This window comes from Caulobacter segnis (assembly GCF_003243465.1).
GTDB classification, from domain to species: Bacteria; Pseudomonadota; Alphaproteobacteria; order Caulobacterales; family Caulobacteraceae; genus Caulobacter; species Caulobacter segnis_A.
The window spans coordinates 1-12,031 of record NZ_QFQZ01000016.1; the positions used below are offsets into that span (position 1 = coordinate 1).

The 12,031-nt window shown below is 70.8% G+C and carries 8 protein-coding genes; 5 read left to right on the plus strand and 3 right to left on the minus strand.

Annotated features, from left to right (window positions below; all coding sequences use genetic code 11):
* The first annotated feature begins 387 nt into the window (after window positions 1-387).
* The 3 genes from DI526_RS07205 to DI526_RS07215 all read left to right on the plus strand — a co-directional run bounded on the left by DI526_RS07205 (window position 388) and on the right by DI526_RS07215 (window position 4,210).
* Entirely contained in the window at window positions 388-1,923 is a 1,536-nt protein-coding gene (locus tag DI526_RS07205; protein ID WP_304275975.1) for a class I SAM-dependent methyltransferase, read from the plus strand.
* Window positions 1,924-2,029: 106 nt separating this feature from the next.
* Window positions 2,030-2,245, plus strand: a complete 216-nt coding sequence (locus DI526_RS07210) for a hypothetical protein (protein WP_304275978.1) — start codon at window positions 2,030-2,032, stop codon at window positions 2,243-2,245.
* Window positions 2,246-2,335: 90 nt separating this feature from the next.
* Window positions 2,336-4,210: an AMP-binding protein gene (locus DI526_RS07215; RefSeq protein WP_304275981.1), complete on the plus strand. Its 1,875-nt coding sequence runs from the start codon at window positions 2,336-2,338 to the stop codon at window positions 4,208-4,210.
* 4 nt (window positions 4,211-4,214) lie between these two features.
* Here the strand turns inward: DI526_RS07215 and DI526_RS07220 are convergent, their stop codons facing one another.
* The gene (locus DI526_RS07220; RefSeq protein ID WP_304275984.1) at window positions 4,215-6,632 is read right to left on the minus strand and encodes a M20/M25/M40 family metallo-hydrolase; all 2,418 of its coding nucleotides are present in this window, start codon (window positions 6,630-6,632) and stop codon (window positions 4,215-4,217) included.
* A 171-nt stretch (window positions 6,633-6,803) separates the two neighbouring features.
* The gene (locus DI526_RS07225) at window positions 6,804-9,320 is read right to left on the minus strand and encodes a TonB-dependent receptor (protein ID WP_304275987.1); all 2,517 of its coding nucleotides are present in this window, start codon (window positions 9,318-9,320) and stop codon (window positions 6,804-6,806) included.
* Window positions 9,321-9,558: 238 nt separating this feature from the next.
* Between DI526_RS07225 and DI526_RS07230 the strand changes: the two genes are divergently transcribed.
* Together DI526_RS07230 and DI526_RS07235 are read left to right on the plus strand one after the other, a co-directional pair.
* The gene (locus tag DI526_RS07230) at window positions 9,559-11,016 is read left to right on the plus strand and encodes a protein adenylyltransferase SelO (protein WP_304275989.1); all 1,458 of its coding nucleotides are present in this window, start codon (window positions 9,559-9,561) and stop codon (window positions 11,014-11,016) included.
* Between the two features lie 90 nt (window positions 11,017-11,106).
* Window positions 11,107-11,232 (plus strand): hypothetical protein, encoded by a 126-nt coding sequence (locus DI526_RS07235; RefSeq protein ID WP_013077777.1) that lies wholly within the window; start codon window positions 11,107-11,109, stop codon window positions 11,230-11,232.
* A 16-nt stretch (window positions 11,233-11,248) separates the two neighbouring features.
* Here DI526_RS07235 and DI526_RS07240 read toward each other — a convergent pair whose 3' ends face one another.
* Window positions 11,249-12,025: a DUF2334 domain-containing protein gene (locus tag DI526_RS07240; RefSeq protein WP_304276003.1), complete on the minus strand. Its 777-nt coding sequence runs from the start codon at window positions 12,023-12,025 to the stop codon at window positions 11,249-11,251.
* Window positions 12,026-12,031: the final 6 nt, after the last annotated feature.

Sequence of the window (12,031 nt, forward strand, 5' to 3'; positions counted from 1 at the left end):
CGCCAGCCCGGCCCGCCCGCCGGGGGCCTCTTTCGGAAGCGGGTTAAAACCCCGCGCGTCGAAGGCTCACCGGATAACGACTGCGCGGAGCGTCTGGCTTCGTCGAAACGGTACACACACTCAACACTCCGGACGAACGTCCGGCGCTCCGCATACCCTTCCGTCCCTTCAGCGAGCGATCGCGTGAGGTTGATTTCACTTGCCCCCACCTGGCCGCTTCGCGGCCGTCCGCCCCCATAGGGGGCAGAAGGCGTGCGGCGCCCCTTCTTCCCCCTCCGGGGGAGGAGCGCGTCAGCGCGGAGGGGGCAAGTGACACAACGCCGCTCTTTCAACCCCTTGCCCCGCCCCTCGCCCCGGCCCACCGTGGCCCTGACTCGGGAGGGGCGGATGAACGAAGACTGGAGCGCCGGCTATGTGGTCGAGACGGGGTACACCTACGGCGCCTATCCGGAGCTGAACCCGGTCCGCGCGGCCTTCCCCCTGCTGCTCAAGGGCCTGCGAGCGCCGAGGATCGAGACGGCCTGCGAGCTGGGCTTCGGCCAGGGCTGTTCGGCGGCGGTGCATGCGGCGACGCAGGCCGGGATCGACTGGTGGGGCTGCGACTTCGCCCCGGCCCAGGCGGTGTTCGCCCGCGACCTGGTGGCCGCCAGCGGCGCGCGGGCCAATTTCTTCGACGACGCCTTCGACGAGTTCGCCGAGCGGCCGGGGATGCCGGAGTTCGACTTCGTGGCCCTGCACGGCGTCTGGAGCTGGGTCAACGACGCGGCCCGCGAGAAGATCGTGGCGTTCCTGCGCCGCAAGCTGAAGCCCGGCGGCCTGGTCTACATCTCGTACAACACCCAGCCGGGCTGGGCGATGGCCGGGCCGCTGCGCCACCTGATGAAGCGCCACGCCGAGACCCTGGGCGCGCCGGGCCTGGGCCCCGCCGCCAACCTGGACGCGGCCCTGCTGACCATGCAGCGCTTCTTCGCCGAGGACCCGGTCTATTCGCGGCTCAATCCCGGCGTGATCGACCGGCTGGAGGCCCTGCTGAAGCAGGACCGCGCCTACATGGTCCACGAGTACATGAACCGCGACTGGCATCCGATGTGGTTCGCCGACGTCGAGGCGCGGCTGTCGGGCGCCAAGCTGTCGTTCGCGACCTCGGCTTACATGCCCGACCAGGTCGAGGCGCTGAACATCTCGCCGGGCATGGCCGGCTTCCTGGGCGAGCTGCCCGATCCGTCGCTGCGCGAGACCTTCCGCGACTTCGCCGTCCAGGCCCAGTTCCGCCGCGACTACTGGCTGCGGGGGCTCTCGCCCCTGGCCGCCGCCGACCAGCGCCGGGCGCTGCGCGACCTGCGGGTGGTGCTGGCCAAGCCGGCCGACCAGCCGCTGGACAAGGCGCGCGGAACCTTCGCCGAGGTCGCCATCGGCGGGCCGCTGTACGAGACGATCCTGGCGGCCCTGGGCGAGGGCCAGCCGCGGCCGATCGGCGAGCTGGAGGCGGCCGCGCCGGAGGGGGTGGCCTTCTCGGAGCTGACCACCGCCCTGGCGCTGCTGATGGCCCAGGGCGTCGTGGCCTCGGCGCAGGACGCGGAGACGGCGGCGCGCGGGGCGGGGACGGCGCGGGCCCTGAACCTGGAGCTGGCCCGGCGGGCGGCCGAGACCACGGACCTGGCCTTCCTGGCCTCGCCGGTGACCGGCGGCGCGATCCCGGCCCAGCGCTTCCACCAGCTGTTCTGGCTGGCGCGCGAGCGGGACGGCGGCGGACCGGCCGACTGGGCGGCCTTCGCGGCGCGGACGCTGGCGGCGCAGGGCCAGACCCTGGTCGCCGGCGGGGCGGCCCTGCCGGCGCAGGCGGCGCAGGCGGCGCTGGAGGCCCAGGCCATCGCCTTCGCCGACACCCTGCTGCCGGTCTGGCGCGGTCTGGGAATCGCCTGACCGGCGCGAAATCCGGACAGAAGGTCGCGGGGGCGAAGGGGCGCTTGCGGCTGTCATCGTCGGCGTGTCTCCTCGTGGGGAAGATCGACTCGGCGGAGCGGCCAGCATGGCGGGCGTGGACGTTGGTGGCGTAGAGCTTGAGTTCGCCTGCCCCCGCTGCGGCGGGGCGGCGCGGGCGACGATCGAGGCGGTGCGCTTCTTGCCGGTGGTCGAGTGCGCTTGCGGCGAGCGGTTCGGGATCGACCTGGACGCCTTCGCCGAGCAGGTCACCGCCGCCGAGGTGGCGGCCAAGGCGGCCCGCAAGGCGCGCCGGCGGGCCTAGAGGCTTCGGCTTCCCTCCACGTCAGGCTTGCCGCCCGGCGCGTTTGGCCTCACCGTCAAGAGAACAACGATAACTTGAGGGAGTGAGACCATGACGCCGCCCGATGGCGGCTCGCCCGTGCGCGAGCCTTCCTCCGCCGCCGCCCCGTTCAAGCCGCTGCCGATGAAGGGCCCCGACGTCAGCGTCGAGCGCCGGCCCGACGGCGCGATCGTCATCACCTCGAACCATCCGCCGGGCGAGGGCCCGCGCTCGATCGCCCACCTGCTGGCGCAAAAGGCGGCCGAGCATCCGGACCGGCCGTACCTGAAACAGCGCGAGCCGAACCACGGCCCTTGGCGGCAGGTGACCTACGAAGAGGCCCTGCGCCAGGTCGAGGGGATCGGCCAGTGGCTGCTGGACCGGGGGCTCACCTCGGCCGACAGCGTCATGATCCTGTCGGCCAATTCGATCGAGCACGCCCTGATGACCCTGGGCGCCTACGCCGCCGGCGTCCCGGCCGCGCCGGTCAGCCCGGCCTACAGCCTGATCTCGACCGACCACGCTAAGCTCAAGCACTGCTTCGAGCGCGTGGCGCCGCGCGTCGTCTTCGCCCAGAGCGGGGCGATGTTCGGCAAGGCGCTGGAGGTCCTCAAAGGCCTCGACCCGAGCCTGCTGGTCGTCACCGCCGACGGGACGGGCGAGGGGGCGATCGCCTACGTCGACGTGGCGGCGACGACGCCGACCCCGGCGCTCAAGGCGGCGCTGGAGGGCGTCGGGCCCGCCACCGTGGCCAAGTACCTGTTCACCTCCGGCTCGACCGGCCTGCCCAAGGCCGTGCCCCAGACCCACGGCATGATGGCGGGCGTCATCGCCGGCCAGGAGGGCCTGCGCGCCGACGAGCCCGAGACGGACGAGGTCCCCCAGAGCCTGGAGTGGATGCCCTGGAGCCACATCTCGGCCGGCAACATCACCTTCAACGCGGTGATCTGGGGCGGCGGCACCCTGCACATCGACGAGGGCAAGCCGCTGCCCGGCATGTTCGAAACGACGATCAAGAACCTCTACGAGGTCTCGCCCGTCGTGTTCGGCTCGGCCCCGATCGCCTTCTCGATGCTCGCCGAGGCGATGGAGAAGGACCCCGCCCTGCGGCGCTCGTTCTTCAAGAACCTGCGCTACATGGGCTATGGCGGCGCGACCCTGTCCAACGACGTCTATGAGCGCATCCAGGCCCTGGCCGTGGCCGAGACCGGCCATCGCATCCCGCTGACCACCATGTACGGCGCGACCGAGACCCAGGGCGTCACCGTCACCCACTGGGTGACCGAGCGGGTGGGGCTGGTCGGCCTGCCCCTGCCGGGCATCCAGCTGAAACTCGCCCCCAGCGGCGCCAAGTACGAGGTGCGGGTCAAGGGCCCGACGGTGGCCGCCGGCTATCACAAGGATCCGGAGAAGACGGCGGCGGCCTTCGACGAGGAGGGCTTCTACCGGCTGGGCGACGCGGCGCGGTTCGTCGATCCGGAGGACCCGTCGAAGGGCCTCGTCTTCGACGGCCGGGTGACCGAGGACTTCAAGCTGGACACCGGCACCTGGGTCAGCGTCGGGGTGCTGCGCCCCGACCTTGTCGCCGCCTGCAGCCCCTACATCCACGACGCGGTGATCACCGGCCAGGACAAGCCGTTCATCGGCGCCATGCTGTGGCCCTCGCCGGCGGGCCTGGCGGCCCTGGTGGCCGATCCCGGGCCCGGCACGCCGCTGGAGAAGCTGGTGGCGATCCTGCGCGAGCGCCTCTCGGCCTTCAACTCCGCCGCGGGCGGGTCCTCGCGGCGCGTGGCCCGCTTCACGATCCTGACCGAGCCGCCCTCGATCGACGCCGGCGAGATCACCGACAAGGGCTACGTCAACCAGCGCGCGACGCTGGAACGCCGCGCCGACCGTGTGGCCGCCCTCTACGAGAAGGAGCCCGGCGAGGGGGTGTTCGCGGTCTGAGGGCTCACCAGCGCGTCCGTCCGCGCACCAGCACCGCCGTCTTGTCCGATTGACCGAAGGCCATCAGGCCGGCGGGCTTGGGCGGCGGCGCCTTGGCGAGGGACGGCCAGCCGTCGTGATACTCCAGAGCCGCGACCTCGACCTGGCCTGGCCCCCGGGTCGTGAAGCTGAGGGTGACGCCGTTCGGATCGGGGGCGTGATAGGTGAGGCTGGACCACTTGCCGGCCTCCATCTTAAGGCTGATCGGCCGTCCGTTCAGGCGGGGCTGGCTGAGCGCGACGCCGGGTTTCAGGCGCAGCCTGACCATCTCGGCGCCGGGGGCGGGGATCAGGCGGACCAGCAGGCGGTCCTCGGCGCGGTCGATCGAAAGCTGCGGGACCTCGACGGGGACGGTGCGGGTCTCCGACATCCAGGTGGGCTGCTCCCAGAACGGCGCGAGCGTCCGCTGCGTCGGCGCGGCGCCGCCGTCGTCCGGAAGGGCGGCCTTGGTCCAGGCGTCGAGGCGCGGATGCTCGGCGACCCGCCAGGCCTTGCCGCTCGAGAGGTCGGCCAGGTGCAGGGCGCCGGTGGGGGCGGGCCGCGAAGCGGTCCCCTCCGCCACGGCCGCGTAGCCGATCAAGCCTCCGCCGGCCAGGACCAGGACGAGGGCGGCGCGCCAGGCCCAGCGGGTGGCGGCGAAGTCGTGGGTCAGGGGCGACAGGGCCGGGGCGGCCAGCAGGACGAACAGCGCCAGCACCGCCGGTTCCTGCACGCCCAGCCCGGCGAAGGTGAACGCCGACCAGGCGGTCAGCTGGGCCACCGTCAGGGCGGCCAGGGCGCCGATCACGACGGTCAGGGCCAGGGCCACGCGCTTGTCGCGCGTCCCGCCGATCCCGATCACCAGGGCCAGGCCCAAGGCTCCGACCAGCAGCGGCCAGGTCAGCATGACCGTCGCGCCCGGGGCCAGGACCTGGGCCGTAGTCGCCAGGACCAGCAGAACGACCAGGCCGCCGATCCAGCCGCCCAGCGCGTCGGTGCGATAGCCCAGCGCCAGGGCCGCCAGCACGCTGGTCGCGACGCCGAGGCCCAGCCCGACCGGATCGAAGCCGCCGACGAGGCTGCAGGCGCCGCCGAGGGCGAGGGCGGCCACGCAGGGGATGATCCGTCCGGCCCCGCGCGCCATGGCGGTCGCGACGCCGAGGCCCGCGGCGATCGCCAGCAGGCCCGCGCCCCAAAGCAGATGGTCGAACCTGACCAGCAGGTCGAAATAGCGCTGGATGTCCTGCACCTTCAGCAGCCGGCCGGCCAGATGCAGGATGAGCGCGGCGGTCGTGGCCAGCAGCAGCAGGCACGCCGCGCCGCGGGCGATCTCCCAGCCGCTGGCGGCGCCCAGGCTCAAGGTCCGCCAGGCGGCGAACAGCAGCAGCGCCGCGGCCAGGCCCAGCAGCGCCCAGCCGGCGACGGGCGGGTAGCTGACCATGAACTGGCCCAGCACGTCGGAATAGATCGCATCCGGAGCCGGCGGCGGCAGGGCGGCGGCGTCGGCCAGGGCGCGGATCGTCGGCAGGGTCTGGTCGCCGACGTGCTGCAGGCTGCCCTTCTCCAGGTGGTCGGGCCTGGCCAGGGGCGTGTGATAGGCCAGCTGGTCGTCGATGAAGGCCAGGTTCAGGCCGGGCAGGCCCTTGCGAACCGCGTGGGTGAAGTCGGTGTCGTTGGGCATCTTCGCATAGACCGCCGAGGCCAGCGAATTGGCCGAAGGGCCCTTGGCGGCGCGCGCGAAGACGGGGATCAGGGCGCCATTGCCGGGGCCGGTCTGGAACATCGACGCCCGGCCGGCGTCGCCGCGCGCTTCCAGGTTCACGACCAGGCCGACGCGCTTGGCCATCGGGTCGCGGGCGAAGAAGGCCTCGGCGCCCAGCAGCCCCGGCTCCTCGGCGTCGGTGAACAGGAAGATCACGTCGCGCCTGGCCGGCCCGCCGGCCTTCATGGCTCGCGCGATCTCGAGGGCGGCGGCGACCCCGGCCGCGTCGTCGGCGGCGCCGGGCGAGTTGGGGACCGAATCGTAATGGCTCATCACCAGCACGGCGGGCAGGGCGCGGTCGGCGCCGGGCAGCACGCCCGCCAGGTTCTGCACCGAGGCCACGCTCAGGAAGTACGGGTCCCTGGCATTGGCGTAGAAGCCCTGGTCGGGGCGGACGGACACCTCAAGGCCCAGCTCGCCCATCCGCATCAGCAGGTGGTCGCGCACCTTGGCGATCTCAGCCGAGCCGGTGGGATGCGGCGCCTGAGCTATCGCCGCAACGTCGGCCATCGCCCGCTGGGCCGAGAAAGTAGCGGGCGGCGCGTCGGCCGGCAGCGGGGCGGGCGTCCGCAGGCTCCAGACGCCGACGGCGACGCCGATCACGAGGCAGATCCAGACGCCAAGGAAGCGGATCGTCTTCATGCTCGAGGCCTCCTGGCGTCACCCCTGGTCCCCGCCATGCTGAGGTGATGCGCGCTCGTCCGGAAGCCCCGAAAATGGTCGCGGAACGGAAAAGGGCGACCCGGTCGCCCGGATCGCCCCCCTCTTCCGAAAGCCCCCGGACCTTGGCGGTCCGAGGGTTCCCCCTCCCGGTCAGAACTTCGAACGCAGGGTCACGCCATAGGTCCGCGGCGCGCCCAGGAACGCATCGTAGGTGATCGTGTCCAGCGCCGGATTGTAGGTGCTCTGCGCGGCGCTGAGGCCCGAGGAGCCTTGCAGCGGCCCGTTGAAGCCCACCTGCATGTACTTCTCGTTCAGCAGGTTCTGCGCCCACAGCTCGGCGGTCCAGCGATCGTCGGCCGAGCCCAGGCCGACGCGACCGTTCACGACCGTGTAGGCCTTCTGGACTTTCGGCGGGAACAGGTCCGAGCCGGTGTTGTAGGACGACGAGTACTTCGCGCCGATGTTGAACCGCGCCTTCATGTTGTCGCCGACCGGGGTCTCGTAGGTGAGCGAGCCGGACGCCGAGTACTTGGGCGCCAGCGACAGGCGGCTGCCCGGCAGCAGGGCCAGGGCGTTGCCCGGGTCGTTCGGGATCGGCTGCTTGCCGTACTTGGTGTCGGCGTAGGTGAAGCCGCTCTGCACCACCAGGCCGTGGACCGGGGTGAACCACAGGAAGTCGGCGTCGACGCCCTTGGACTTCACTTCCGGGATCGAGCGGACCACGAACGAGGTGCCCAGGAAGGTGTTCAGCTGGAAGTCGGTGAACTTCTGCTGGAAGGCGCTGACGTTGAACAGGACGGTGCGGTTGAACAGGGTGTTCTTCAGGCCGATTTCGTAGCTGTCGACGAACTCTGCCGGGAACGAGGTGTCATAGATCGGCGTCACGCCCGCGCCGCCCGACGGCAGGCCGTTGGACGACTGGGTGCGGTCCAGGTTGAAGCCGCCGCCCTTGTAGCCGCGCGCGAACGAGGCGTAGCTGAAGACCTCGGGCGACAGGCGGTACGACGCCTTGATCGTGCCGCTCCACTCCTTGTCCGTGCGCTCCTGCTTGGTGCCGCGGCCGTTGAACAGGGTGTTGGCCCAGGGCAGGCAGAGGTTGGCGACCACCGTGCCGGTGGCGGCCGCGCCGACGATGCTGGCGATCCGGGCCTGGCCCGCCGGGGTCAGGGCCGTGCCGCAGCCGACGCCGCCGTCGGTGTTGGTCTGGTAGGTGTCCAGCTTCTTGTTCTCGGAGGTGTAGCGCAGGCCGGCGGTGATCTCGAAGGCGTCGGTCACGTGCCAGGTGTCGTTGGTGAACAGCGCGATCGTGGTGGCGCGCTGGTCATAGCGGTCCTTCAGGCCCTGGCCGCCCGCGAACGAGGTGTTCGGCGCGCGGTTCAGCAGCAGGCTGATGAAGTTGGGGATGCCCGCCGGGTTGGCCGCCGAGCGCGACAACAGGCGGCCCAGATACTGTTCGTAGTGGTTGCCGAAGTAGAAGTTGGCGCGGTTCGCCAGCCGCTCATCGGCCAGGAAGGCGCCGACCAGCCAGTCGAACTTCTCGTTGCGGCCGGCGAGCCGCAGTTCCTGGCTGTAGGTCCGGAACTCGGAATAGTTCGTGCCGTCCTTGTTGCGATAGGTGATGTCAGCAGTGCTGAAGTCGGAGTCCTGGCCGTTGTCGGTGCGCCAGTTGCGGATCGCCGAGATGGTGGTCAGCGAGCCGAAGGGCAGGTCGATATCGCCCTGCAGCGAAACGCCTTTGTCTTCGATCTTGGCGGGCGCGCCGCGGTTCGAATAGGCCACGCGCTTGAACGGATCGGCGGTGGCCGCCACCGGGGTCGTCTGGCCGGAGGCCGCGGCCAGGATCGCCGAGGTCGGGCCGGTGCGGATCTGCACCGCGCCGCAGCAGTTCTCGTCGCGGCGGCTGTAGTCGGCGATCACGCGGAAGGTGGCGTTGTCGTCCGGGACGAACAGCAGCTGGCCGCGCATGGTGTAGAAGTTCTGGTCCGCGTCCTGGTCGCGCTTGGACGGACCGCCGCCGGTGATGACGTCGTTATAGCCGTCGCGCTTGCGGGCCGCGAAGTACAGCCGGCCGGCCAGCTTGTCCTCGTACAGCGGGCCGGTCACCGAGGCGGCCGCGCCCTTGGCGCTGTAGTTGCCGAAGGTCAGCTCGGCGTTGGCGCCGAAGCCGAATTCCGGCTCCTTGGTCATCACGTTGATGACGCCGGCCGAGGTGTTCTTGCCGAACAGGGTGCCTTGCGGCCCCTTCAGGACCTCGATCCGCTCCATCTCGCCAAGATCGCCGAAGCCGACGCCGTTGCGCGGGCGATAGACGCCGTCGATCACGACGCCGACCGAGCTCTCGAGGCCCGGGTTGTCGCCGACCGTGCCGACCCCGCGCACCCGGGCGGTGGTCGAGGCTTCGGACGAGGTCGAGGTCACGGTCAGGCCGGGCGTCAGGATCGTCAGGTCCTTGATGTCCTTGACGCCAGTGTCCTGCAGAAGCTTGGCGCCGACGGCGGTCACCACGACCGGCACGTCTTGCAGGTTCTGTTCCCGCTTCTGGGCGGTGACGATAATGCTGTCGACGGTTTGGACGTCGCTCGTTTGAGCCTGAGCGGCGCTGGAAGCGCCAAGACCAGCGAGGACGACAGCGGACGCCGTGCCGCAAAGCACCTGGGTGAATCGCATTTCCTACCTCGGTTCGTTGGCCCGGAGACGCTTGCCCATCCCCAGGCTTGTTTTTCGTTGTCCCGCTCGAACGACTGTTCGAATGGATGTCCAAGGGTTAGGCGCCACCAGAGCGTTCGGCAAGCAAAATCCCTTGTGACAAAAAGGCCTAAGCCCTCCTGTTGCCGGGATGTGACAACGTTCGGCGGCCGTCATCGACTTTCGAAGAAGGGTTGCGCCGCGGTCGCCGCGACCTCATTTGGCGGTCATGTCGCTTTCGCCCGCCTATCGCCCCGATCCCCGCTTCCAAGCCTTGGGGCCGGATTTTTCCGACGCCGTCGAACCGGCGGACTTTCCGCAGACGATCCTCCGCCATCGGAATGCGCGCGCGGCGGCCAGCGTCGGCCTGGACGGGCTGTCCGAGGCGGCGTGGATCGCCCACTTCGGCCGCTTCGCGCCCTTGCCGGACAACCAGCCGACGCCCCTGGCGATGCGCTATCATGGCCATCAATTCAGGTCGTACAATCCCGATCTGGGCGACGGCCGCGGCTTCCTGTTCGCCCAGCTGCGCGAGGCCGGAAGCGGCCGCCTGCTCGACCTCGCCACCAAGGGCTCGGGCCAGACGCCCTGGTCGCGCTCGGGCGACGGGCGGCTGACCCTGAAGGGCGGCGTGCGCGAGGTGCTGGCCGCCAGCCTGCTCGAGGCTCTGGGCGTTCCGACCTCCCGCGCGTTCTCGCTGGTCGAGACGGGCGAGGCCCTCGTGCGGGGCGACGAGCCCAGCCCGACCCGGTCGGCCGTGCTGACGCGGCTGTCCCACAGCCACATTCGCTTTGGGACGTTCCAGCGGCTGGCCTATTTCGATCGTCGCGACCTGATCTCGGTCCTGATCGATCACGTGGTCGAGACCTATTATCCGTCGATCGCCGACGCGCCCGACCGCCCGGCCGCGCTGCTGGAGGCGGTGGTCGCCGCCAGCGCTCACCTGCTCGCCCGCTGGATGGCGGCGGGCTTCGTGCACGGCGTGCTCAACACCGACAACATGGTCGTCACCGGCGAGAGCTTCGACTACGGACCCTGGCGCTTCCTGCCGCGCAACGACCCTAACTTCGTGGCCGCCTATTTCGATCATTCGGGTCTCTACAGCTTCGGCCGCCAGCCCGAGGCGGTGTTCTGGAACCTGCAGCAACTGGCCGCCTGCCTGACCTTGGTGGGCGAGCAGGCGGGGCTGCTGGCGGCCCTGAACGGCTTCTCGGACGCCTATCGCTTGGCGCTGCGCGAGGCGATGCTGGACCGGCTGGGCCTGGAAAGCCTGGGCGCCGATCGGGATCTCGCCCTGGTCAACGCCGCGTTCCGCGCCCTGGCCGAGGGCGGCGAGACGCTGCGCTGGGAGCCCTTCTTCTTCGACTGGTTCGGCGGAGAGGCCTCCGAGGCCCGGGCGCTGGGCGGCCCGCGCGCGGGGCTCTACGAAGGCGAAGCGTTCCGGGCTTTCCGGGCCGGCCTCGCCGACTACGCGCCGCGCCGCGCCGAGGGCCTGGCGTCCGCCGTGTTTCAGCGTGACGAGCCGGAAGAGCTGATCATCGACGAGGTCGAATCCCTCTGGGCCCCGATCGACCAGGACGACGACTGGACGTCGCTGAACGCCAAGCTGGAACGGATCGAGGCGGCGCGGCAGGCCTACGGCCTGGACGTCGCGCGTGGCGAAAAGACCGCCTCCTGAAATTTTCCGTTCGCGCCCGGAACAATCGTCAAGGTTCCGTCTTACTGTTCCGGCACAGTGCCCTAGACGAACGCCGTGCGGAGATTCCCGATGCGCATCTTCCAACCGATCATGCTGGTCTGCGCCGTAGCCATGTCGTTCGTGGGCGCCCTGGGTCTGCCCGGTTGCGCCCGGGCGATCGGCGAGTGCCTGCGCGACCGCCCCGAGCTCGCCTAGGGCCTTAGGCTGCTGATCAGGCGCTGAGCGCCTCTGGCTCGCGCGGGCTGGCGGGCGTCAGGCCCTGGCGCGCGCGGACGGTGAAGGCGGCGAGGAACTGGTCGAGGAACGCCCAGGTCGCGGCGTCATGATCCAGGTGATGGGTCAGCAGGCCGATCGGTTCGTCCCAGCAGCCCGACAGCCGGCGTCGCGCCAGCAGCCGCCGCAGCCGCGACAGGAATCGCCAGCGGCCGCGGAAGCGTCCGCCGCCCTTCCAGCGCAGCACGTCCAGATGGGCGTCCAGCCGCGCGACGTCCCCGGACGAAACCTGGTCCTCGGCGAAGGCCGAGATGGCGGTGATCGACGAGTCGCGAGCCGCCTCGGTCAGCTGGGGCGCCAGATTGTTCCAGGGGGGCACGAAAAGGGTGGGCTGGGTTCCCGCCCGATGGAACGCCATCACCGTGGCGCGCAGCTGGGCGCGAACCCAGTCCAGGCTGTCTTCGGCCACCACCTCGCCAAAGCCCTGGCCGGGCGGCTGGCGGTTGATGTGCTTGAAGCCGTGGACGGCGATCTCCACAGCAGGCTCGGCCTCGACCCGCCGCACCAGCGTCGGCAGATGCGGACTGGCGATCGCCGCCAGCGTCAGCGGCGCATCGTGGCGTCGGGAAAGCTCCAGAAGCCTGTCCAGCGGCTCGCTGGGGGCGCGCGCGTCATCGTCGCGCCACCAGAGGACCGGGGCGTGGCCCGCCTTCGCCCACAGCCGCAGCTCACGGCCCAGGATCAGGTGAAACACCAGAGGCGCGGCGCTCCGCATGGCGAG

What these genes read in the sequence shown, in the direction of transcription:
- DI526_RS07205 (WP_304275975.1), top strand. Translation starts at nt 388, where the DNA reads ATGAACGAAGACTGGAGCGCCGGCTATGTGGTCGAGACGGGGTACACC.
- DI526_RS07210 (WP_304275978.1), top strand. Translation starts at nt 2,030, where the DNA reads ATGGCGGGCGTGGACGTTGGTGGCGTAGAGCTTGAGTTCGCCTGCCCC.
- DI526_RS07215 (WP_304275981.1), top strand. Translation starts at nt 2,336, where the DNA reads ATGACGCCGCCCGATGGCGGCTCGCCCGTGCGCGAGCCTTCCTCCGCC.
- DI526_RS07220 (WP_304275984.1), bottom strand. Translation starts at nt 6,632, where the DNA reads ATGAAGACGATCCGCTTCCTTGGCGTCTGGATCTGCCTCGTGATCGGC.
- DI526_RS07225 (WP_304275987.1), bottom strand. Translation starts at nt 9,320, where the DNA reads ATGCGATTCACCCAGGTGCTTTGCGGCACGGCGTCCGCTGTCGTCCTC.
- DI526_RS07235 (WP_013077777.1), top strand. Translation starts at nt 11,107, where the DNA reads ATGCGCATCTTCCAACCGATCATGCTGGTCTGCGCCGTAGCCATGTCG.
- DI526_RS07240 (WP_304276003.1), bottom strand. Translation starts at nt 12,025, where the DNA reads ATGCGGAGCGCCGCGCCTCTGGTGTTTCACCTGATCCTGGGCCGTGAG.